Origin of the sequence: Limnomicrobium aquaticum, from assembly GCF_040545545.1 — a bacterium.
Classification (GTDB): Bacteria; Pseudomonadota; Alphaproteobacteria; order Rhizobiales; family Rhizobiaceae; genus Ensifer_A; species Ensifer_A aquaticum.
The window spans coordinates 33,346-55,253 of sequence record NZ_JBEPMB010000012.1; the positions used below are offsets into that span (position 1 = coordinate 33,346).

General features: G+C 61.9%; 17 protein-coding genes. 6 read left to right on the forward strand and 11 right to left on the reverse strand.

Features of this window, described 5'->3' with window-relative positions; translation table 11 throughout:
• Nucleotides 1–4 precede the first annotated feature (4 nt).
• The 5 genes from tsaE (at nt 5) to trxA (ending at nt 9,451) form a co-directional block, all read left to right on the forward strand.
• Nucleotides 5–1,519: a tRNA (adenosine(37)-N6)-threonylcarbamoyltransferase complex ATPase subunit type 1 TsaE gene (tsaE, locus tag ABID16_RS22145; RefSeq protein WP_435532464.1), complete on the forward strand. Its 1,515-nt coding sequence runs from the start codon at nt 5–7 to the stop codon at nt 1,517–1,519.
• 28 nt (nt 1,520–1,547) lie between these two features.
• Complete coding sequence (locus ABID16_RS22150; RefSeq protein WP_354558552.1) at nt 1,548–2,282, forward strand: nucleotidyltransferase family protein; 735 nt, start codon at nt 1,548–1,550, stop codon at nt 2,280–2,282.
• Nucleotides 2,283–2,286: 4 nt separating this feature from the next.
• Nucleotides 2,287–5,478: a double-strand break repair protein AddB gene (gene addB, locus ABID16_RS22155; protein ID WP_354558553.1), complete on the forward strand. Its 3,192-nt coding sequence runs from the start codon at nt 2,287–2,289 to the stop codon at nt 5,476–5,478.
• Nucleotides 5,471–9,046: a double-strand break repair helicase AddA gene (gene addA, locus ABID16_RS22160; RefSeq protein ID WP_354558554.1), complete on the forward strand. Its 3,576-nt coding sequence runs from the start codon at nt 5,471–5,473 to the stop codon at nt 9,044–9,046. The genes addB and addA overlap by 8 nt, the downstream gene beginning before the upstream one ends.
• Nucleotides 9,047–9,130: 84 nt before the next feature.
• On the forward strand, nt 9,131–9,451 hold the full coding sequence (trxA, locus tag ABID16_RS22165) for a thioredoxin (RefSeq protein WP_112695299.1): 321 nt from the start codon (nt 9,131–9,133) through the stop codon (nt 9,449–9,451).
• Between the two features lie 52 nt (nt 9,452–9,503).
• Here the strand turns inward: trxA and ABID16_RS22170 are convergent, their stop codons facing one another.
• The 8 genes from ABID16_RS22170 to ABID16_RS22205 all read right to left on the reverse strand — a co-directional run bounded on the left by ABID16_RS22170 (nt 9,504) and on the right by ABID16_RS22205 (nt 17,320).
• The gene (locus tag ABID16_RS22170) at nt 9,504–10,799 is read right to left on the reverse strand and encodes a bifunctional folylpolyglutamate synthase/dihydrofolate synthase (protein WP_354558584.1); all 1,296 of its coding nucleotides are present in this window, start codon (nt 10,797–10,799) and stop codon (nt 9,504–9,506) included.
• 56 nt (nt 10,800–10,855) lie between these two features.
• Complete coding sequence (gene accD, locus ABID16_RS22175) at nt 10,856–11,722, reverse strand: acetyl-CoA carboxylase, carboxyltransferase subunit beta (RefSeq protein ID WP_354558555.1); 867 nt, start codon at nt 11,720–11,722, stop codon at nt 10,856–10,858.
• A 36-nt stretch (nt 11,723–11,758) separates the two neighbouring features.
• Nucleotides 11,759–12,598 (reverse strand): tryptophan synthase subunit alpha, encoded by an 840-nt coding sequence (gene trpA / locus ABID16_RS22180; RefSeq protein ID WP_354558556.1) that lies wholly within the window; start codon nt 12,596–12,598, stop codon nt 11,759–11,761.
• A gap of 5 nt (nt 12,599–12,603) precedes the next feature.
• Complete coding sequence (gene trpB / locus ABID16_RS22185; protein WP_354558557.1) at nt 12,604–13,824, reverse strand: tryptophan synthase subunit beta; 1,221 nt, start codon at nt 13,822–13,824, stop codon at nt 12,604–12,606.
• The gene (locus tag ABID16_RS22190; protein WP_354558558.1) at nt 13,821–14,495 is read right to left on the reverse strand and encodes a phosphoribosylanthranilate isomerase; all 675 of its coding nucleotides are present in this window, start codon (nt 14,493–14,495) and stop codon (nt 13,821–13,823) included. Before ABID16_RS22190 ends, trpB begins: the two co-directional genes overlap by 4 nt.
• A gap of 96 nt (nt 14,496–14,591) precedes the next feature.
• The gene (locus ABID16_RS22195) at nt 14,592–15,332 is read right to left on the reverse strand and encodes a M48 family metallopeptidase (protein WP_354558559.1); all 741 of its coding nucleotides are present in this window, start codon (nt 15,330–15,332) and stop codon (nt 14,592–14,594) included.
• Nucleotides 15,333–15,441: 109 nt separating this feature from the next.
• On the reverse strand, nt 15,442–15,876 hold the full coding sequence (locus ABID16_RS22200; RefSeq protein WP_354558560.1) for a DUF2852 domain-containing protein: 435 nt from the start codon (nt 15,874–15,876) through the stop codon (nt 15,442–15,444).
• Nucleotides 15,877–16,027: 151 nt separating this feature from the next.
• A complete protein-coding gene (locus ABID16_RS22205; RefSeq protein ID WP_354558561.1) occupies nt 16,028–17,320 on the reverse strand; it encodes a polyhydroxyalkanoate depolymerase in 1,293 nt (430 codons plus the stop codon).
• A gap of 359 nt (nt 17,321–17,679) precedes the next feature.
• Between ABID16_RS22205 and ABID16_RS22210 the strand changes: the two genes are divergently transcribed.
• Nucleotides 17,680–18,261 (forward strand): nitroreductase family protein, encoded by a 582-nt coding sequence (locus tag ABID16_RS22210; RefSeq protein ID WP_354558562.1) that lies wholly within the window; start codon nt 17,680–17,682, stop codon nt 18,259–18,261.
• An 83-nt stretch (nt 18,262–18,344) separates the two neighbouring features.
• Here ABID16_RS22210 and gyrB read toward each other — a convergent pair whose 3' ends face one another.
• The 3 genes from gyrB to ABID16_RS22225 all read right to left on the reverse strand — a co-directional run bounded on the left by gyrB (nt 18,345) and on the right by ABID16_RS22225 (nt 21,907).
• Nucleotides 18,345–20,783, reverse strand: coding sequence for a DNA topoisomerase (ATP-hydrolyzing) subunit B (gene gyrB / locus ABID16_RS22215; RefSeq protein ID WP_354558563.1), 2,439 nt, complete (start codon nt 20,781–20,783; stop codon nt 18,345–18,347).
• Nucleotides 20,784–20,990: 207 nt separating this feature from the next.
• Entirely contained in the window at nt 20,991–21,359 is a 369-nt protein-coding gene (locus ABID16_RS22220) for a helix-turn-helix domain-containing protein (RefSeq protein ID WP_354558564.1), read from the reverse strand.
• The gene (locus ABID16_RS22225; protein WP_354558565.1) at nt 21,356–21,907 is read right to left on the reverse strand and encodes a Smr/MutS family protein; all 552 of its coding nucleotides are present in this window, start codon (nt 21,905–21,907) and stop codon (nt 21,356–21,358) included. Before ABID16_RS22225 ends, ABID16_RS22220 begins: the two co-directional genes overlap by 4 nt.
• Nucleotide 21,908 lies beyond the last annotated feature (1 nt).

The following is a 21,908-nucleotide window of genomic DNA, read 5'->3' on the forward strand; positions in this document are numbered from 1 at the left end:
GCACATGGAGACGCTTTCTCTTCATCTCAGGGACGAGGCCGCGACGCTCCGTTTTGGCGAAGATCTGGCACTGGCACTGGTGCCTGGACTTTGCGTAGCGCTGGAGGGCGATCTCGGGGCAGGCAAATCGACGCTCGCCCGTGCCACGCTGCGAGCCTTGGCGAATGATACCTCGCTGGAAGTGCCGAGCCCAACATTCACGCTTGTACAGGTCTACGATCTACGATTTCCGGTCGGACATTTTGACCTCTACCGAATCGCCGATTCCAGCGAACTGGACGAACTCGGCTTTGACGAAATCCTGGAGACCGGCGTCTGCCTCGTTGAATGGCCGGACCTTGCGGGCAACCGGCTGCCCGAAGACCTGCTGCGGATCACGTTCGAGAATGAGGGCGCCGGCCGACGGGTGACCATTACGGGGCCGGAAAAGCGGCTGGCAAGGGTCAGGCGCGTCCTCGACATCCGCGCCTTTCTCGATGCGCGCGGATATGCCGAAGCGCGCCGCAGTTTCCTCACGGGCGATTCGTCGTTCCGCGCTTATGAGCGTATCCAGACTGCCGACGGTCGCGGTGTCGTGCTGATGGATTCACCCGCGCGCTCGAACGGGCCGGTCATTCGTGACGGCAAGACCTATTCGCAACTCGTGCATCTCGCCGAAGACGTGCGGCCCTTCATCGCCGTTGACCGCTATCTGCGCGGCATCGGGCTGTCGGCACCGGAGATCTACGAGGCGGATCAGGAACAGGGCATTCTTCTGGTCGAAGACCTCGGCAACGAGGGCGTGATCGACGGCGAGCGTAAGCCGATTGCGGAACGCTATCACGAAGCCGTTCTTTGCCTTGCCGAGTACCACCAGCTTCCCATTGCGCGCGATCTGCCCATCGACAACCAATCGGTCCATCAGGTTCCTGCCTTCGACAAGGCTGCCCTGCTCTATGAAGTCGAACTGCTGCTCGACTGGCATATTCCGTGGAGGAGGAACGGCGAACAGGCGACCGCGGCAGAGCGCGAGGAATATCTCTCTATCTGGAGCGGGCTGATCGATGAGGCGCTGTCCGGCGAGACGCACCTCGTCATGCGCGACTATCATTCGCCGAACCTGCTCTGGCTGCCGGAGCGCGAGGGCTTCCGCAAGATCGGCATGATCGATTTCCAGGATGCGATTATCGGCCCCTCTGCTTACGACGTCGTCTCGCTGGTGCAGGATGCGCGCGTCACCGTGGAGCGGCCGCTGATGGACGATCTGATGGAAACCTACATGCAGGCGCGCGAGGCTGCCGGTCCCTTCGATCGCAAGGCCTTCCTCAAGAACTGGTCGATCATGTCGGCACAGCGCGCCTGCCGCCTGAACGGGCTCTGGGTGCGTTTGCTGAAGCGCGACAACATGGCCGGCTACATGCAGCATATGCCGCGCACGCTGTGGCATCTGGAGGTCGCCTTCGAACATGAGGCGCTTGCCCCCTTGCGCAATTGGTGTCTGGAGGCTGGAATCCTGACGCGCGAATCAGTTCCTGCATAAGCAGGGCGCGTAAGCAGGGCTTTCCCGTATGAAGATCGACACCGCGATGGTGCTTGCGGCCGGCCTCGGCACAAGACTTCGCCCCATCACCGATACGACGCCCAAACCGCTGGTGCCGATCGCCGGCAAGCCGATGATCGACTACGTGCTCGATGCGCTGGCGGAAGCGGGCGTTGAAGAGGCAGTCGTCAATGTCCACCATCTGGCGGATCAGATGGAAGCGCATCTGGCGCGCCGAAAAAAGCCCAATGTTCTTGTCTCGGATGAACGCGACAAACTGATGGACTCGGGCGGCGGCCTTGTGAAGGGCATGGCACTCCTGCCGCGCAAGCCGCTTTACGTGATGAATGCCGATCTCTTCTGGGTCGGCGAGAGAGACGGTGAGGCCAGCAATCTGTCTCGTTTAGCCGGATTCTTCGAGCCTGAGCGCATGGACATTGCCATGCTGGTCGTCCGCAATGAGGATACGACCGGCCACAATGGAAAGCTCGACTTTTCACTTGGAGAAGATGGCCGGCTGACGCGCTACAAGGACGGGTTGCCCAACCCTGTGGTTTACGCCGGCGCTTTCGTGCTCGCACCGAAGCTTCTGGACGGGGCGCCAGAAGGACCTTTCGGGCTGAATGCTAGCTTCGACAAAGCCATTGCCGCGGGGCGGCTACACGGCCTGATGCTTTCCGGCCACTGGATTACCGTTGGCACACCGGATGCGATTGCGCCGGCAGAAGCCGCCGTCGCCCGCTTTTCGACGCCAGGACGCTAGGCTCATGGCGCGGCAGGGCAAGAGAGTTCTCACCATTTCGCCGGGGCCGGCATTTCTGCGCACGCTTGCCGAGGGTATCCTGACGGGCGAGATCGTCGAGGGTTATGCCTTCGACCCCAACCGTCCGGAAATGCTGGCGGACGTGACCGTCTTCGTGCCCACCCGACGCGCCGCGCGCGTCCTGCGCTCGGAATTCGCCCTTCTGCTCTCGCACGGATCTGCCATTCTGCCGACCATTCGTCCGCTGGGCGAGACGGATGACGACAGCGGCTTCTTCGACGCCGGCCTGCCGGAAACGCTCGATCTCCTGCCGCCCATCGGTCCGGTCGCGGCAGCGCTGGAACTGGCGCGGCTCATTACCGTGTGGCGCAACAGCCTGCCGGAAGCAGTCGTCAATTTCCATGGTGGCGCGCCGGTCATTGCGCCGGCGAGCCCGGCGGATGCCGTGTGGCTTGCCAAGGAGCTGATTGCGCTGATCGGCGAGGTCGAGACGGCAGAGATCGGCTGGGACAATCTGGAACGGCTGGATACTCAGGATTATGCGTCGTGGTGGCAATTGACGCTGGAATTCCTGAAGATCGCACATGTCTACTGGCCGGCGCGGCTTGAGGAACTGAACGCCTCATCCGCCTCGCGGCATCGCAACGCAGTCCTCAAGGCAGAAGTCGAGCGGCTGGCGACGGCCGCTCACAAGGGCCCGGTGATTGTCGCAGGCTCCACCGGATCGCTGCCCGCGACCGCCCGGCTGATCGATGCGGTGAGCCAGCTTAGGGAGGGGGCTGTCGTGCTTCCCGGCCTCGATCTCGACATGCCGGCGGAGCAATGGGATTGTCTCGCCATGCCCGCCACGACGGATGGCACAGGGATCGATCCCACCATTTTCGGACATCCGCAATTCGGTCTGGCGCGCCTTCTCGATGTCATGCATCTCAAGCGCGACGATGTGCTGTCCCATGGCCGATCGGAAAGGGCCATTGAAACCCGGACGAGGGCGGTATCGCTGGCCCTCGCCCCGTCTGCTTCGACCCATCTCTGGCCGGAAATGAAAGCGGAAATCGGCGACGAGGCCATGGCCGATGCCTTTGCGAATGTCGCGCTGATCGAGGCGGCAAACGAGCGGCTGGAAGCGACCGCCATTGCTGTTGCCCTGAAGCTGGCGCTGGACGGTTCGGAAAGCCCGGACAGCCAGGTAGCGCTGATCACGCCGGATCGCGGCCTCGCCCGCCGGGTTGTGGCGGAACTTGAACGCTTCGGCATCGAGGCCGACGACAGTGCCGGCACGCCGCTCAACGCCACGCCGCAGGGGACACTGCTGAAGCTGCTGGTCGAATCGACGCTGTTTCCCGGCGATCCCGTGCCCATCGTTTCGCTGCTGAAGCACCCGCTGACGCGACTGGGTCTGCCGCAGGAGACGGTTTCGAAGGCTGCCCGGCTGCTGGAGGTTCATGCGCTACGCGGCGGTACGGGCGCGGTCGACATTTCGGCGCTGGCGCCACTGATGGAGGCGCAGGTGGAACGGGCCGCCACAGCGCGGTATGAACCCGCATGGCGTCCGCCGCTGCCGTCGAGCGATCTTGCGCTCGCTTTGGACGCCGCCGGCCGGATTGCTGCTGCTGCCGAACCACTTGTGGAGGCTCTGGTGCGGCGCCTGCCGGGCAAGGGTCTCTCGATCACCCGCAGCACCGCCGAATGGGCCGAGCGGACCGGCCGAGCGCTGGAAGCCTTCGCGGCTGACGAGGCCGGCGACACGTCGGCACTCTGGTCCGGAGAAGCCGGGGAAGCACTGGCTGATCTTCTATCCGGCGTCATGGAAGCGCCAGGCGGATTGGCGCTCACCGGACCGGACTGGGCGGGTGTCCTTGATGCTCTCGTCTCCGGCGTGGCGGTCAAGCCGCGCGCCATGAGCCATCCGCGCGTCTTCATCTGGGGCACGCAGGAGGCCCGCCTGCAACACGTTGAAACCGTCATTCTCGGCGGCATGAACGAGGGCGTATGGCCACAGCAGGCGAGCCCCAACCCGTTCCTCTCCCGCATCATGAAAATCCGCATGGGACTGGAACCACCGGAACGCCGCGCCGGGCAGATCGCGCATGATTTCCAGATGGCGAGCGGAATGCCGAACGTGATCTATTCCCGCGCCCTGCGTTCCGGCAGCGCGCCTTCCGTTGCCTCGCGTTTCCTGCAACGGCTGACGGCAATTGCGGGAGCCGGGCTGACAGCCACAATGCGTCAGCGTGGCGACTATTATCTGCGCTGCGCAACGCTCATCGACGAGGGCGAGCGACAGCCGCTGGCCTCGCGTCCGGAACCGAAGCCGGATTCCAGCCTCATTCCCAGCCGCTACTCGTTTTCAGAAGCCGGAAAACTCCGCCGCGACCCTTATGCGGTCTATGCCCGGCGCATCCTGCGCCTGGATCCGGTCGATCCTTTCAACGCGGATCCGGGGCCCGCGGAACGCGGAACGCTCTATCATGCCATCATCGAATCCTTTGTCGGAGAAAAGATTGATCCGATGAGCGAGACGGTCTCCGCCGCGATGGCGGAGCTGGCCGACCGGGCTTTCGCCGAGGCCGATCTTCCCGCGCATATAGAAGCGACATGGCGACCGCGGTTTGACGAGACGGCACGGGCCTTTCTCGATTGGGAGAAAAAGCGGCAGGCTGATATCCGGCAGTCCTTCACCGAAGCGCGGGCCGCCATGCCGCTGGATGGCGGGTTCGAACTGACGGGCTATGCCGACCGCATCGACATCACACGCAGCGGGCTTGCCGATATCGTGGACTACAAGACCGGCAGTTCGCCCTCGCTCAAGCAGGCCCGCACGCTGATCGATCCGCAGCTTGCGCTGGAAGCGGCCGCCCTGATGGCCGGCGGGTTTGCCGATATCGGCACAAAGGAACCCGGCGACCTGATCTATGTGCGCCTGCGGCCCGGCGACCGGTTCAAGCCGGAGACGGTGAACGGCGATCCGGCCAGTTCCCGCTCGAAGACACCGCCCAAGACCTCCGCGCAACTGGCCGAAGATGCGGCGCGCGAACTGGTGAAGCTGCTGACAACGCTGAAGACCGGCAAGCGCGGCTTCCTCTCACGCGTACTTCCGGAAAGCGCGGCGATCGTTGGCGACTACGATCATCTGGCGCGCGTCGCCGAATGGTCGTCGGGTGACGACAATGACGAGGGTGACACCGATGGCTGAGACGTTTCCGGACCATCATGTCGACCCGATGCCCAACGATCCGCTGGCCTCGATCGGCTGGACCACGCGCCAGCAGGGGCTTGCGTCCGATCCGGGGAGCCTCGCATGGGTGTCGGCCAATGCCGGCTCGGGCAAGACGCATGTGCTCACACAGCGCGTGATCCGGCTGCTGCTGGCCGGCGCACGCCCCTCCGCGATCCTCTGTCTGACCTATACCAAGGCCGCCGCGTCGGAAATGTCCAACCGCGTGTTCAGAACGCTGTCGAAATGGGCGCTTCTGGACGACGCGGCGCTATCGCGCGAAATCGAGATGATGGAGGGCAGACCGCCCAATCGCGTGATGCTGGCCGAGGCGCGGCGGCTCTTTGCCCGTGCGCTCGAAACGCCGGGCGGCCTGAAGATCCAGACGATCCACGCCTTCTGCGAGGCGCTGCTGCATCAGTTTCCGCTGGAGGCGAATGTCGCGGGTCATTTCACTGTGCTGGACGAACGCGCCGCCTCCGATCTGCTGACGGATGTTCGCCGCAATCTGCTCGTTGCTGCGACTGCCGAGGACGATGCCGGGCTTGCCGCCGCCTTTGCGGCCGTCATGGATTTCGGCTCTGACAGCGGGCTTGAGACGCTGATCGGAGACATCGTCTCGCAGCGCAGCGCGCTGACCGAAAGCCTGCACGCCATTCGCAACGGCAACTATGACAACCTGTTGCGCCAGAAGCTAGGACTCGCGGCCGATGCGACGCGCGAAGAGGCCTATGAGGCACTTCGGCATTTGCCCGGATTCTCCGGACCGGAAGGCTTGGCTTACATTCAATTCGCAGGCCAGGCGGGCGGTTCAAAAGTTCAGGAGAGCGTGCAAAAACTCTCCGCCATCCTGACTGAGGACGACCCGCAGCGGCGGCTTGCAGCGATCCGCGCTTTTGCTTTCACGCAGACCGGAAGCCCGCGCGGCAACCAGGCCTTCTACAATGCCGCCATGCTGAAACAGGATCCGATGCTGGAACAGCGGGTCGCCGATATGCTGGCTCATGTGAGCGATCATCTGGACAATTTGCGCAGGCTCGACATTCTGGAGGCCAGTTGTGCGGCGCTGACCATCGGCGAAAGGCTGGTTCGGGACTATGAGGACCTCAAGCGCCGGCTCGGCTATATGGACTTCGAGGATCTGATCGAGCGCGCCGCAAGTCTTTTGACCCGCAGCGATGCCGGGCCGTGGATTCACTACAAGCTCGATCAGGGCATCGACCATATTCTCGTCGACGAAGCGCAGGATACGAGCCCGGTGCAGTGGCGCATCATCCGCGCCCTCTCGGAGGAGTTTTTCTCCGGCAGATCGGCGCGCAATGTTTCTCGCACGCTCTTTGCGGTGGGGGACGAGAAACAGTCGATCTACTCCTTCCAGGGCGCGCGGCCGGAAAAGCTTGCGAGCGAAGGCCGCCATGCCAAAGCGATGGCCGAAGCTGCGGAACTGGAATTCCGGCCGATCCGCCTGCCGCTTTCCTTCCGCTCGACCGACCATGTCCTGAGCGCCGTCGATCAGGTCTTCTCGGTGCCGGAGAACCGGCGGGGGCTGGGTGAAGCGGGCGATGGCGTTACGCATCAGTCCAGCCGCATAGGTCATCCCGGACGCACAGAAGTCTGGGAAATGATCGCCCCGGCAGACAGCGCGGAAGAGGACGACTGGACGCTGCCCTTCGACGCGACGCCCGAGACCACGCCGCCGGCAATCCTCGCTCGGCGGATTGCCGATACGATTGCCGGCTGGATCGGACAGGAGATGATTGTCGAGGACAAGAAGGCGCGGCTGGTGCGGCCCGGTGATGTTCTCGTACTGGTGCGCAAGCGCGACGGATTCGTCAACGCGCTGACCCGAGCGCTGAAATCCCGCAACGGCATTCCGGTTGGCGGTGCGGACCGTCTTGTCCTGACGCGCCATATCGCCATTCAGGACCTGATGGCGGTCGGCAAATTCATGCTGCTGCCGGAGGACGACCTGTCGCTGGCAGCATTGAGCAAATCACCTCTGATGGATCTTACGGAGGACGAGCTGATGCTGGCGGCAGCCGGTCGCGGCAAGAGGGAAAGCCTGTGGCAACGCTTCCGCGCACTCGCAAGCGACGGCAATTCTCTATTCACGCAGCCGGTTGACCTTATCGAGGGCTGGCGGCGGCTGGCGGGCACACAAAATCCGTTCGATTTCTTTTCCCGGATTCTCGGCCCCATGGGTGGACGCCGCAAGTTCTTTGCCCGGCTCGGCACGGAAGTCACCGACGTGCTGGACGAGTTTCTGGCGATGGCGCTGGATCATGGCGGCAAGGGCCTGCCGGGCCTGCAATCCTTCATTTCTTCACTGGAACTCGACCCGCCGACCGTCAAGCGTGAGCAGGACAAGGGCCGCGACGAGGTGCGGATCATGACGGTTCATGCCTCCAAGGGACTGGAAGCACCGATCGTTTTCCTGGTCGATGACGGCAGTGCGCCTTTCAATGCCAACCATATGCCGAAGCTCAGAGTGATCGAGCAGGGCGAGGATCGGCCGGCAATTCCCGTCTGGTTGCCGGATTCGTCGCTGAACGTCCCGCTGACCGAGGAGGACGCCGCAAGGCGCAAGGCACTGGCCGAGGAGGAATATCGCCGGCTGCTCTATGTCGGGATGACGCGCGCGGCCGACAGACTGATCGTCTGCGGCCATCGCAAGAAGCGCGAAGTGGCGGATTGCTGGCACAAGCTCGTCTGGTCGGCGCTTGCCCTGGATACCGGCCGCTGCCGGGAAACCCTATTCAAGACGCGGACGGAAGAGTGGCCGGGGCTCATCTGGACATCCGGCAGGGAGGCGCGCGACATCGAGCGACACGACGAGCTTGCACGTCTCCCGGCCGATTTCTCGCTGCCGGCCTCCCTGATGAAGCCGCTGCCACCTCACATGCGCCTCCCAAGACCGCTCAGCCCCTCGGGTGCCGCAGCGGAACTGGAGGGTGTCGGGCCGCGCCCGGCGCCCGGCTCGCGTCTTTTCGGAGACACAGAAAAGATGAACTTTGCCGTCAAACGGGGCAAGACGATCCACCGCCTCTTTCAGGTCCTTCCCGATTTTCCGGAAGACGAACGGCGCGCTGCGGCGGAACGCTATCTGGTGCGCGCGGCCCGCGACTGGCGGGAAGAAGATCGGCAGAGTGCCGTGGAACAGGTTTTCGCCATTCTGGAAAACCCGGACTTTGCCAGCCTCTTCGGGGCTGAGGCGCGGGCCGAGACCAATCTGATGGGCATGCTCGCGACCCATGACAGGCAATTCTCCGTGGCGGGACGGATCGACCGTCTGGCTGTCGAGGCGGAACGGGTGATCATCGCCGACTTCAAGACAGACCGTGCGCCACCGAAACGTCTGGAAGACATATCGAAACCCTATATCGCGCAGCTTGCGATCTATCGCGAAATCCTGCGGCCGCTCTACCCGGAGCGCGCGATCGAATGCCGGCTGATCTTCACGACATCGGGCGCTGGCTTCGCTCTCCCAACGGCGCAGCTCGACGATGCCCTGTCGGAACTCGGTCTGGGCGGCGCGCGCGTCGTTTAGTCGGGATGCACTGCGGAAAGGGATTGAATTCTCAGCCTGTACACATACATGATGGGATAACTAGATTCGTTCAGGAGTTTCCCTATGAGCACCGTCAAGGTCGATAATGCCAATTTCCAGACCGAGGTTCTGCAATCCGCCGAGCCGGTCGTCGTTGATTTCTGGGCTGAATGGTGCGGCCCCTGCCGCATGATCGCGCCGGCGCTCGAAGAGCTGTCGACCGAGCTTGCCGGCAAGGTGAAGATCGCCAAGGTCAATGTGGATGAAAACCCGGAAATCGCAGCCCGCTTCGGCGTACGCGGCATTCCGATGCTCGCCATGTTCAAGGGCGGGGAACTCGCCGACCAGCTGACCGGTGCGCGTCCGAAGTCGCAGCTGTCCGCCTGGATCAACGGCGCAGCCTGATCGTCTTCAGACTTTGAAATGCGAAAAGGCCCGGCATTGACCGGGCCTTTTTTCATGTCGGGGGGGTTCCATTATCCCGGAGCACGCTGCCCGCGAGATAAAGCGAGCCGCCGATGAGAATGCGCGGCGGTTCTTCGCCCTGTTGGACAAGCGTCGCTATTTCCTTCAGCGCGTCTTCAACACCTGAGCAGGGCCGGGCATTGAGCCCGGCAACCTGCGCATCGGTGGCCAAAGCGACCGGATCGACGCTCGCATCGGAATCGTTGACCGGAACCGTGAACACAGTCTCCACCAGATCGGCAAAGGCGCGGAAATAGCCGGTGGCATCTTTCGTGTTGACCATGCCGGCAATCAGGAAAACCGGACGCGACTGGCGCTCCTCAAGGTCGGCCAGCAGTTCGGCTATGACCACGCCGGCTCCCGGATTGTGTCCGCCGTCGAGCCATAGTTCGGCACCGTCGGGGACATGCTCCCACAGCTTGCCGGCAGGAAGTTTCTGCATGCGTGCAGGCCATTCGACGTTGACGAGCGCGGATGCGATCATCTTTTCGGTCAGATCAAAGCCGGCGGCCTTTACCGCGCGGATCGCAGCCGCGGCATTTCCATATTGATGGCGGCCCAGCAGCCGGGGCAGCGGCAGATCCAGAAGGCCGAATTCGTCCTGATAGACCAGCCTGCCGAACTCTTCGTAAGCGAGGTAATCCTGACCGAAGACCGTGTAGGGACAGCCGACCCGTTCCGCCGTTGAGACCAGCACGTCGAGTGCCGCGTCCTCACTCTGATAGCCAATGACAGACGGGCAGCCGGGCTTCATGATCGCGGCTTTTTCGGCGGCAATCAGCTCCACCCGGTCGCCGAGATAGGCGATGTGATCGAGCGAGATCGGCATGATCACGGTCGCGGCGGGGTTGACGATCACGTTGGTGGCGTCAAACCGGCCTCCGAGGCCGACTTCCACGACCGCTACATCTGCCGGATGTTCAGAAAAGAGCAGGAACATCACGGCAGTCAGAATTTCAAAGACCGTGATGTGCTGCCCGCCGTTTGCCTCCGCGACCCGGCGAATGGCATCGGCCAGCGTCTCGTCATCGATGAACTCGCCGCGTGCACCCTTGCGGCCCATGCGGTAGCGTTCATGCCAGTTGACCAGATGCGGCTTGGAATGAACGTGAACCGAGAGACCTGCCGCCTCAAGAAGCGCCCGGCAATAGGCGGTCGCAGACCCCTTGCCGTTTGTGCCGGCGATATGGATCACCGGCGGCAAGCGCAGATGCGGATTGCCCAGCGTCTCCAGTACGCGGGTGATTCGATCAAGCGACAGGTCGAAGCCCTTCGGATGAAGGGCCATCAACTTGTCGATTTCCACTGCGGCCTGGCTCACGGATTCTCGCTTGGTTGACGGGATCAAGCCGCCTTGGACTTCACGCCTTCGCTCAGCATGGAGAGAATGCGGCCGATGGTTTCCGGGATCTTGTGGCGATGGAGAACCATGTCGACCATGCCATGCTGATAGAGGTATTCTGCCGTCTGGAAGCCCTCGGGCAGCTTTTCGCGGATGGTCTGCTCTATGACGCGGCGGCCGGCGAAGCCGATCAGCGCGCCGGGCTCGGCGATGTGGATATCGCCCAGCATGGCGTAGGAGGCCGTAACACCCCCGGTCGTCGGATTGGTCAGAACCACGATATAGGGCAGGCCGGCTTCCTTCAGCATTTCGACGGCAACCGTCGTGCGCGGAAGCTGCATCAAGGAAAGAATGCCCTCCTGCATGCGGGCTCCACCCGAAGCCGGGAACATGACGAGCGGGCATTTCTCGGCAATGGCCTTTTCAAAGGCTGCGATGATCGCCTCGCCGGCAGCGGTGCCAAGCGAGCCGCCCATGAATTCGAACTCGTGGACAACGCCGACGGCCTTGACGCCGCTGATCGTACCGACACCGGCGAGGATCGTGTCCTCAAGCTCAGTCTTGGCGCGGCTGTCCTTGAGACGATCGCTGTATTTCTTGGAATCGCGGAACTTCAGCGGGTCCTGCGCCACCTTGGGCTGGGACATCAGCTCATACTGGCCGTTGTCAAACAGCCAGGCGAGACGTGCCTTGCCGGGCATCTTCATGTGATGGCCGGATGCGGGGATCACCCACTGGTTTTCCTCGAGGTCCTTGTGAAAGACCATCTCGCCCGTTTCCGGGCACTTGATCCAGAGGTTTTCCGGAACCTCGCGACGGCCCAGCATCGAGTTGATGCGCGGGCGAACGTAATTGGTCAGCCAGTTCATGGGTGAAACTCCTTGTTCTGGATCTTTTAAGCGCGCTTATTCGGCCGCTTTGAGGCGGGCGGCGCGAACGCCGGTTGAAAGCCCGCGCACCAGCGTTTCAACGCTCGGCACGGTATCCTGAGTGGCCTGCCCATCCTTGCTCAGGCTGAGCGCGATCTGGTTGACGATGGCGGTGCCGACGACCACGCCATCGGCGGAGGCGCCGATCAAGCGGGCATGTTCGGCCGTCTTGACGCCGAAGCCGACGCAGATCGGAAGCTCGGTATGCCCCTTGATGCGGGCAACCGCGCCGGCAATCAGCGACGGGTCCGGCAGGGCCGAACCGGTGATGCCGTTCATCGAGACATAATAGACGAAGCCGGACGAGTTCTGGAGAACGCGCGGCAGGCGCTTGTTGTCCGTCGTCGGCGTGGTGAGGCGGATGAAGTTGATGCCGCGCGCAACGGCCGGGATGCAAAGCTCGTCATCCATTTCGGCCGGCAGGTCAACGACGATGAGGCCGTCGATACCGGCTGCCAGCGCGTCCTCGATGAAGCGATCGACACCGTAGATATAGATCGGATTGTAATAACCCATCAGAACGATCGGCGTGTCCTGGTCCGTCTCGCGGAAACGGCGGGCCATGTCGATGGTCTTGGCAAGGTTCTGCCCGCCCTTGAGTGCGCGCTGACCAGCCAGCTGGATCGCCGGGCCGTCCGCCATCGGGTCGGAGAAGGGCATGCCGAGCTCGATGATGTCAGCGCCAGCCTTCGGCAGCGCCTGCATGATCTTCATCGAGGTTTCGAAATCGGGGTCGCCGCCCATGAAATAGGTCACGAGGGCCGGACGGCCTTCGGCTTTCAGGTCGGCAAAGCGTTTGTCCATACGTGCGGTCATGACGATCAGAGCCCCATTCCGAGAATCTTGCCTACGGTGAAGATGTCCTTGTCGCCGCGGCCACAGAGGTTCATCAGAATGATCTGGTCCTTGTCCATCTTCGGCGCGCGCTTGATGACTTCGGCCAGCGCATGGCTGGGTTCCAGCGCCGGGATGATGCCCTCGGTGCGGGTGAGCATCTGGAAGGCATCCAGCGCTTCATTGTCCATGATCGGCACGTATTCGACGCGGCCGGTATCCTTCAGCCATGAATGTTCCGGGCCGATGCCGGGATAATCGAGGCCGGCGGAGATCGAGTGGCCTTCCTTGATCTGGCCGTCGCTGTCCTGCAGCAGATAAGTGCGGTTGCCGTGCAGAACGCCGGGGCTGCCGGCGGTCAGCGAGGCGCAGTGCTCCTCACCGTCGAGACCCTTGCCGCCGGCTTCGACGCCGACGATCTTAACCGATTCATCATCCAGGAAGGGATGGAAGAGACCAATGGCGTTGGAGCCACCACCGACGGCCGCGACCAGCATATCGGGCAGACGGCCTTCGGCGGCCATCATCTGTTCCTTGGCTTCCTTGCCGATCACCGACTGGAACTCGCGAACGATTTCCGGATAGGGATGCGGGCCGGCAGCGGTGCCGATGATGTAATAAGTGTCATCGACATTGGTGACCCAGTCGCGCAGAGCCTCGTTCATGGCATCCTTGAGCGTGCCGTGACCGGCCGTAACCGGCTTCACTTCGGCGCCCAGCAGCTTCATCCGGAACACGTTCGGAGCCTGACGCTCGACATCGGTTGCGCCCATATAGACGACGCAGGGGAAACCGAAACGGGCGGCGACGGTGGCAGACGCCACGCCATGCTGGCCGGCGCCGGTTTCGGCGATGATTCGCTTCTTGCCCATGCGCTTGGCGAGAAGGATCTGGCCAATGCAATTGTTGATCTTGTGCGAACCGGTATGGTTCAGCTCGTCACGCTTGAAATAGATCTTCGCGCCGCCAAGCTCGGCCGTCAGGCGCTCGGCGAAGTAAAGGGGGCTCGGGCGGCCGATATAATGTGTGCCGAGATTGGCAAGCTCAGCCTGGAACTCTGGATCGGTCTTGGCCTTCTTGAACTCGGCCTCGAGATCGAGGATCAGCGGCATCAGCGTTTCGGCCACAAAGCGGCCGCCGTAAATGCCGAAACGACCGTCCTCATCGGGACCGGCGCGGAAGGAATTCAGCTTTGGCGTCTCGTTCACATCAAACTCCCAGGGCCCTTGCGCATGGCAATCGCGCGTTCGGCCGCGTCGAAAAATTCATTCATCTTGTCCAGGCTCTTCACGCCCGGTTCGCTTTCAACCCCTGACGACACATCGATGCCGGAGCAGCGCGTTTTCAGGATGGCGTCCGCGACGTTGTCCTTGTTGAGGCCACCGGAAAGCATGTAATCGACATCGTCGTCAAGCGCATCGAGCAGCGACCAGTCGAACGAAACCCCATTGCCGCCGGGCAGTTCCGAGCCCTTCGGGGCCTTGGCGTCGAAGAGGAAACGATCGGCAACCCCAATATAGGGATCGACGCGGGCCAGATCATCGGCATCGCGGATGGAAAAGGCTTTCATCACCGGCCGGGCATAGAATGCCTTGAGCCGCAACAGCTCATCGACTCTTTCGTGACCATGAAGCTGAAGGATATCGGGCTTCAGCTGATCGACGATCTCATCAAGGAAATCGGTGTCGGCATCGACAGTCACCGAAACGATCTTCGCCTTGCCACGCGCAGCTTCCGCCAGGCGCGCTGCGTCCATGGGTTCGACATAGCGCGGGCTCTTGGCGAAGAAGATGAAGCCGATATGGGTCGCGCCGCGGCGGACAGCGAGTTCCACCGCCTCGGGCGTCTTGAGACCACAAATCTTGATCGAGAATGTCATGGCTGTTGGCACTCGCATGAAACGGCAAAAGAGTCGAGCCAATTTGCGTTATGGACTGATCGCATTGCGCTATCGCTGACTTTAAGAGCTGCCGGCTCAGCTGAAATCGATGGCGTGAAGGGCAGAGCCATGGCGCTTGAGCCAGGCCTTGGCTTCCTTCGTTCCGGGGCAGAGCTTTTCGCAGAGCGCCCAGAAGCGCGGACCGTGGTTCATCTCGGTCAGATGCGCCACTTCGTGGGCGGCGAGATAGTCGATGACCGACGCAGGGGCCATGACGATGCGCCAGGAAAAGCTCAAGTGTCCATCATGGGTGCAGGAGCCCCAGCGGCTTTTCGTGTCCTTCATGCTGATCGAGGCGATGCGCTTGCCGCTGATGCGGGCGTGATAGTGCGCCAATTCCTCCAGATCGCGCCGGGCTTCCTTCTTGAGGAAATCAGCGAGCCGGCGGCGAAGATGCTGCGGTTCGCCGCTGACCAGTAGAACCGGCTCACCCTCGATTTGTGACTTTTCCGTCAGGCCGCGGAGTTTGCCGGTCGTGACGATGCGGTGGCTGACACCGCGCAGCATGATGTGGCCGCCTTCCCGCAAGCCGCTTTCGCTCGGGAGATTCGAGAGCCGTGTGGTCAGCCAGCCGTGATGGCGCTCCAGAAAATCCTCGACATCGCGGATCGGCACGCCGGGCGGCACCGTCATCTTCAGCGCCCGCCCGCCCGGCTCGATCCGCAGCGTCAGCCGTGTCGCGCGCCTGTCACTGCGGATCGTTAGCGGAATGGCGCGGCCGGCAACGCTGACCGTCCTTTGCTGTGGCTCCGCGGGCTTGGTTCGTCTGAAAAACATCTCGGGTCTTTATGTTTGATCCCGGCATCAATAGCCGATTCGGCGGGGCTTCTGGCACGAAAAAACCGGCCTTCGGGCGAAGGCCGGTCCTTCCGATCAGTCAGACGGATCAGTTACCCGTCGTTCCATTCGTGTCGTTACCGTTGCGGGCATTGCGGTCGCGCATGAATTTGGAGAATTCCTCCTGATCCTTCGCGCGGCGCAGCTCACTCACATATTCATCGAACTCGCGGCGCGCCTCGTCGAGCTTGCGGCGCTCGTTCTCGATGCGCTCCAGCTCCTGACGGCGCCAGTCGTCGAAGGCGGCATTGCCGGTTCCGCCGGTATATTGGCTGAAGCCCTTACCGCTCGTATAACGACGCATGGTGTCGAAGCCGCGGTCAACTGTAGCGTTTGCCTCGCGCTTGAACTCATGCAAACGGTCGCCGAACAGGATATAGGCGAGCATCGCCAGACCAAGCGGCCAGAAGATCACGAAACCCAATACCATGAGCGCGATGGTCGCCGGATTCCATTCCGGACGGATCCAGGCAGACTGGTTCATTGAAGAAACCTCGTTTTTCAAGGAGACCGCCCCATGCGATCTCACTGATAACGAAGTGGGAAAGGCCCGGATCGCTTTCAAGACGATCCGGGCCAAAACCGGATAAGCGCTGCGAAACGCTGGAAGATTTCGGTCTAATCCGCTCACAAGTTCAGGACTTGCGGGTGAAGCGGCCCTTGACCACGCGGGGTGTCTCGGCAGTTGTCGCGCGATTTCCGAGCGCATTGGCCTTCATGAAGTTCAGGATGCGGGGGGCGATCTCGCGGCGGAAGCGGGAGCCGTTGAAGACGCCATAGTGGCCGACATCGGGTTGCAGATAATGCATCCGCATGCCGTCCGGGATGGATGAGCAGAGCGTCTGCGCCGCCGCCGTCTGGCCGACACCGGAAATGTCGTCATTCTCACCTTCGACGGTCATCAGCGCCGTCTTCGTGATCGCCTTGAGATCGATCAGACGGCCGCGATGGGTCATCTCGCCCTTCGGCAGAGCGTGACGGATGAAGACGGTGTCGACCGTCTGGAGATAGAATTCGGCGGTCAGGTCCATGACGGCGAGATATTCGTCGTAGAACTCCCGGTGCTTTTCGGCCGGCTCGCCGTCATTCTTCACCAAGTGAACGAAGAAATCCTTCTGCGCCGTCATGTGGCGATCGAGGTTCATCGACATGAAGCCGCTCAATTGCAGGAAGCCGGGATAGACGAGGCGCATCGCACCCGGCTGGGGCCACGGAACCTGCATGACGACATTCTCTGCAAACCATTCGATCGGCTTGTTTTCAGCAAGGCGGTTGACCGCCGTCGGATTGCTGCGCGTGTCAATCGGTCCTCCCATCAGGGTCATGGAGGCCGGAACATTCGGATCTTCATCCATCGCCATCACGGCGGCGGCGGCGAGAACTGGAACGGAGGGCTGGCAGACGGCCATCAGATGCGTATCGGGGCCGAGAAAGCGGATCATTTCGATGACATAGTCGATATAATCATCGAGATCGAATGCGCCGTCGTGGACCGGCACCATGCGGGCATCGACCCAATCGGTGATGTAGACATCGGCATGCGGCAGCATGGTTTCGACCGTGCCGCGCAGCAGCGTGGCATAGTGGCCGGACATGGGCGCGACCATCAGCAGTTTCGGGCCGCGCTCTGTACCCGGCGGCAGAACGCGCTCGAAATGCAGAAGATTGCAGAAGGGTTTCGACCAGACGATCTTTTCGTGGACCGAGACTTCCTCACCGTTGATGACTGTCAGCGGAAGGCCGAATTCCGGTTTGCCATAACGCCGCGTGGCGCGCTCGAACACTTCGAAGCCTGCGGCCATCGTGCGTCCATAAGCAGTCAGCGAAAGCGGATTGAAGGGATTGCGGTAGGCTACGCGCATCGCCTCTGCCGCTGCTCTCCATGGGGCCATGACCGCATGGTTGAACTCATACATCTGATAGAACATCAGCCGTGCCTTTCTTGCCGGATCACAGATGTCGGAACGCACTGCACCGGACTATTGTTCAAGCCTAGCACTTTTCCCTTTCCGAACAATCAAGATTATAGTCTAGAACTAGGGATGGATTGACGTCTGTTTTCAATGATTTCAGTTGTCGGCTTACGAAGCTTCCACGGCACCTTCGCGGCCCGTCTTTCGAAGAAGGACGAATCAGTTGCATCTGTTGCGCCGCAACACTCTTCCCACTTCAGAGGAATGGCTCTAAGGTCCGCCTGCCCCGTACCGGCTCCTCCCGTCGGCTTTCATGAGGCAGTTTTCAAACCTCGTTCACCCCAAGGCTTCACATCAAGACAAGGCAACAGCACATGTCGCGTCAGTCAGAATTTCCCGTCGATCCTCTCTTTACCGCCCGCTGGTCTCCCCGCTCCTTCGTTCCGCAAGCCATTTCCGACAAGGATCTGATGACGATCCTGGAAGCTGCGCGCTTTGCCCCGTCTGCCATGAACGCGCAGCCCTGGCGCTTCGTTTACGCACATCGCGATACGCCGGAATTCGAAAAGCTCGCTTCGGCGCTTATCGAGTTCAATGCGATGTGGGCCAAGAACGCGTCGGCCCTCGTTTTCATCTTCTCTCAGAAGACGGTGACGTCCGATTCGGGCGAGGAAAAGCCCTTCTACAGCCATGCTTTTGACGCCGGCGCTGCCTGGATGTCGCTGGCCCTGCAAGCGCACCTGCTCGGCTATCACGCCCATGCCATGGGCGGCGTTCTGCATGATAAGGCAACGGAAATCTTCAACGTTCCGTCGTCCTTCCGTCTGGAAGTGGGCATCGCCATCGGGACGCGCGGCGATAAGGGTGCCCTTCCAGAGCGACTGCAGGAACGTGAGGCTCCAAGCCCGCGCAAGCCGCTTTCGGCCATTGCGGGTAACGGCGTTTTCGTCGCCTGATTTAACTGCACAAAATAAAGCCCGCCTCCGAGACATCGAAGGCGGGCTTTTGTTTACTAGATTCTCAGCCGGATTGCGGTCGATCAGATGTCGAGGTTGGCGACGCTCAGCGCGTTTTCCTGAATGAAGTCACGCCGCGGTTCCACTTCGTCGCCCATGAGGCGGGCGAACAGACCATCGGCATCGACCGCATCCATGACCCGCACCTGAAGCAGCGAGCGGACGTTCGGATCGAGCGTCGTTTCCCAAAGCTGTTCGGCGTTCATTTCACCGAGACCCTTGTAGCGCTGCATGGCGATGCCCTTGCGGCCGGCGCCGAAGATGATGTCGAGCAGCGCGCGCGGCCCGATGATCTGGGTCTCGCCGTCCTTGCGGCGAAGCGTCGGCGGAATTGCGTAGATCTCTTTCAGCCGCCCGCTCATCTGATCGATATGGCGCGCATCGGCGGAGCCCAAAAGCGCCATGTCGAGAATGGCGGCTTCCTTGACGCCGCGGACCATTCGCTCGAACACCAGGTTACCCTGATCGTTGACATGGCCGGTCCAGCCGCGCTCGGTCTCTTCGGAAATGAGATCGAGGCGGTGCGCGACTTCAGCGACGGTGCTTTCGGCAACTTCGCGGTTCTGGACCAGCTCGACATTCAGCGCACCGGCAATGGCCGCCTGTTCGACGACATTGCGGTTATAGCGCGAATGCAGGCCCTCGATCAGCGCGCGCAGGCGCAGCGCATCGGTCACGACTTCGCGCAGATCCTGCCCGGCGCGGGCTTCGCCTGTACCAAGCTGCAGAACCGAATCGTCGAGACCGGCATTGATCAGATAATCCTCGAAGGCCTTTTCGTCCTTCAGGTACTGCGAGGACTTGCCGCGCGTCACCTTATAGAGCGGCGGCTGGGCGATATAGAGATGACCGCGCTCGATCAGTTCCGGCATCTGGCGGAAGAAGAAGGTGAGCAGCAGGGTACGGATATGCGCGCCGTCGACGTCAGCATCGGTCATGATGATGATCTTGTGGTAGCGCAGCTTCTCGGCGTTGAACTCGTCCTTACCGATCGAGGTGCCGAGCGCGGTGATCAGCGTGCCGATTTCCTGGCTCGACAGCATCTTGTCGAAGCGCGCGCGCTCGACGTTCAGGATCTTGCCGCGCAGCGGCAGGATCGCCTGGTTTTCGCGCGAACGGCCCTGCTTGGCCGAACCACCTGCCGAATCGCCCTCGACGAGGAAGAGTTCGGACTTGGCAGGATCGCGTTCGGAACAGTCGGCGAGCTTGCCGGGCAGCGAGGAAATGTCGAGCGCACCCTTGCGCCGCGTCAGTTCGCGCGCCTTGCGGGCGGCTTCGCGGGCGGCGGCGGCTTCGACCACCTTGCCGATCAGGATCTTGGCTTCGCCGGGATGCTCCTCAAACCAGCGGTTCAGTGCCTCGTTGACAAGGTTTTCGACCACGGGGCGGACTTCGGACGAAACGAGCTTGTCCTTCGTCTGCGAGGAAAATTTCGGGTCGGGCACCTTGACCGAGAGTACGGCGCTCAGACCTTCGCGGCAGTCTTCGCCGCTCAGCGTCACCTTTTCCTTTTTCAGGATGCCTGACGTGTCGGCATAGGACGTGACCTGACGCGTCAGCGCACCGCGGAAGCCGGCCAGGTGCGTACCGCCATCGCGCTGCGGGATGTTGTTGGTAAAGCAGAGCACATTCTCGTGGTAGCTGTCATTCCACCACATGGCCACTTCGACCGTGATGCCATCCTTTTCGCCCTTGATGGCGATCGGCTTCTGAACGAGCGGCTTCTTGGCGCGGTCCAAATAGGCAACGAAGGCTTCCAGACCGCCATCATAGACCAGTTCCGTCTCGCGGACATCGGAATGACGCCTGTCGGTCAGGATGATGTGGACGCCCGAATTGAGGAAGGCGAGTTCGCGCAGGCGATGTTCCAGCGTGTCGTAGTCGAACTCGATCCTGGTGAAGGTTTCCGGACTCGGCAGGAAGGTAACTTCCGTGCCGGAGCGGCCTTCATATGCGCCGGTCACGGCGAGCGGCGAATCCGCAACGCCATGCGTGAAGGACATTTCGTGGACCTTGTTGTCGCGGCGGATCTTGAGCTTGAGCTTGGTAGAGAGCGCATTCACCACCGAGACGCCCACGCCGTGCAGACCGCCGGAGACCTTGTAGGAATTCTGGTCGAACTTACCGCCGGCATGCAGCTGGGTCATGATGACTTCGGCGGCCGAGACGCCTTCTTCCTGGTGGATGCCCGTCGGGATGCCGCGGCCGTTGTCCGTCACGGAGACAGAGCCATCGGCATTGAGCGTCACCGTCACGCGATCGGCATGACCGGCCAGCGCTTCGTCGATGGCGTTATCGACGACTTCATAGACCATGTGATGCAGGCCGGAGCCGTCATCCGTGTCGCCGATATACATGCCGGGGCGCTTGCGCACGGCATCGAGGCCCTTCAGGACCTTGATGCTGTCTGCGCCATATTCCTCGGCGCCTGAACCCTGTTGGATGTCGGTATTCTCGCTCATTTAAACTTTCCCAGATGAACCGGCGACCGATGCGGCGGGCAAGCCTTGAATAGGCACCCATTCCGCCGGTTTCTGGGCAGGGCGCACGATGTGCCGCGCCTTGCCCGAATCACCACGAATTTATCATTTCGACTATAGGCACTTTGGCGTTGAAACCAAACGCGCGGGACCGCTTTTCCCCGGAAAGCGGCGGTTTTCGGGGCCTTTTCAGGCCTTCGGCCCTGCGGCGTCATTCAGCACCGCGTCAATGGCCGCCAGTGTCTCGCGGTCGAGGTTCCTGATCTCGCGCGCCAGCCGGTTGGCGAGCGCGGTATAGGCGGCATCGAGCCCGGATGTATCGATGACAACACGAGGGTGAGACAGGCCGGCGATCCGCATCAGATCCTCCAGATCGTCCCAAATGATATTGAAATAGCCGGCCACGCGTTGGATGAAGTCGAAGCTAGGGGCGCTGCGGTTACCGTGTTCCAGTGCCGAGAGGTAAGCTTGCGAGACGCCGAGAGCGGTCGCCATCTCCTTTTGCGTGACGCCCTTCTTGCGCCGAAGCTCGCGCATCGCCTCTCCGAAGGGCGTCATGATTTGTCTCCCGGCTTGCGGGCGAGCCGGACATAGAGCGCGCCCTCACCGCCGTGGCCGCGGCTTGCCGTTTCGTAGCCCGAAATCAGGAACCGGAACTCAGGCTTCGAAAACCAGAGTGGCACGGCACGCTTCAGCGCGCCTTCGCTGCCCATCGACGAACCCTTGCCCGTAATCACCAGAACGTGGCGCAGGCCGCGCTCATGGGCATGAACGAGAAAGCCGAGCAGCATGGCATGCGCCTCGCTCTGCACCAGACCGTGAAGGTCGATGCGGGCTTCGAGCTGCAGGCGGCCCTTCGCGATCTTCTTCTGAACAGGGCGTTCGATCGGGTGATGGCGGTGATCGGGCTTGTTGCTTGCTGGAGCAGTGGCCGAGGCGTCCTTCAAATTGAAGATCGGCACACCACCGGCAGGAACCGTCTCTTCCAGGATTTGCGGCTCAAACTCTTCGAGGAAGTCCATGCGGCCGGGAAGCGCCCGAACAGAGCGCGCAACCTTACCCCAGAGGATGCGGTCTTCCGACGACAGGGTTTTCTTCGTCGCCATC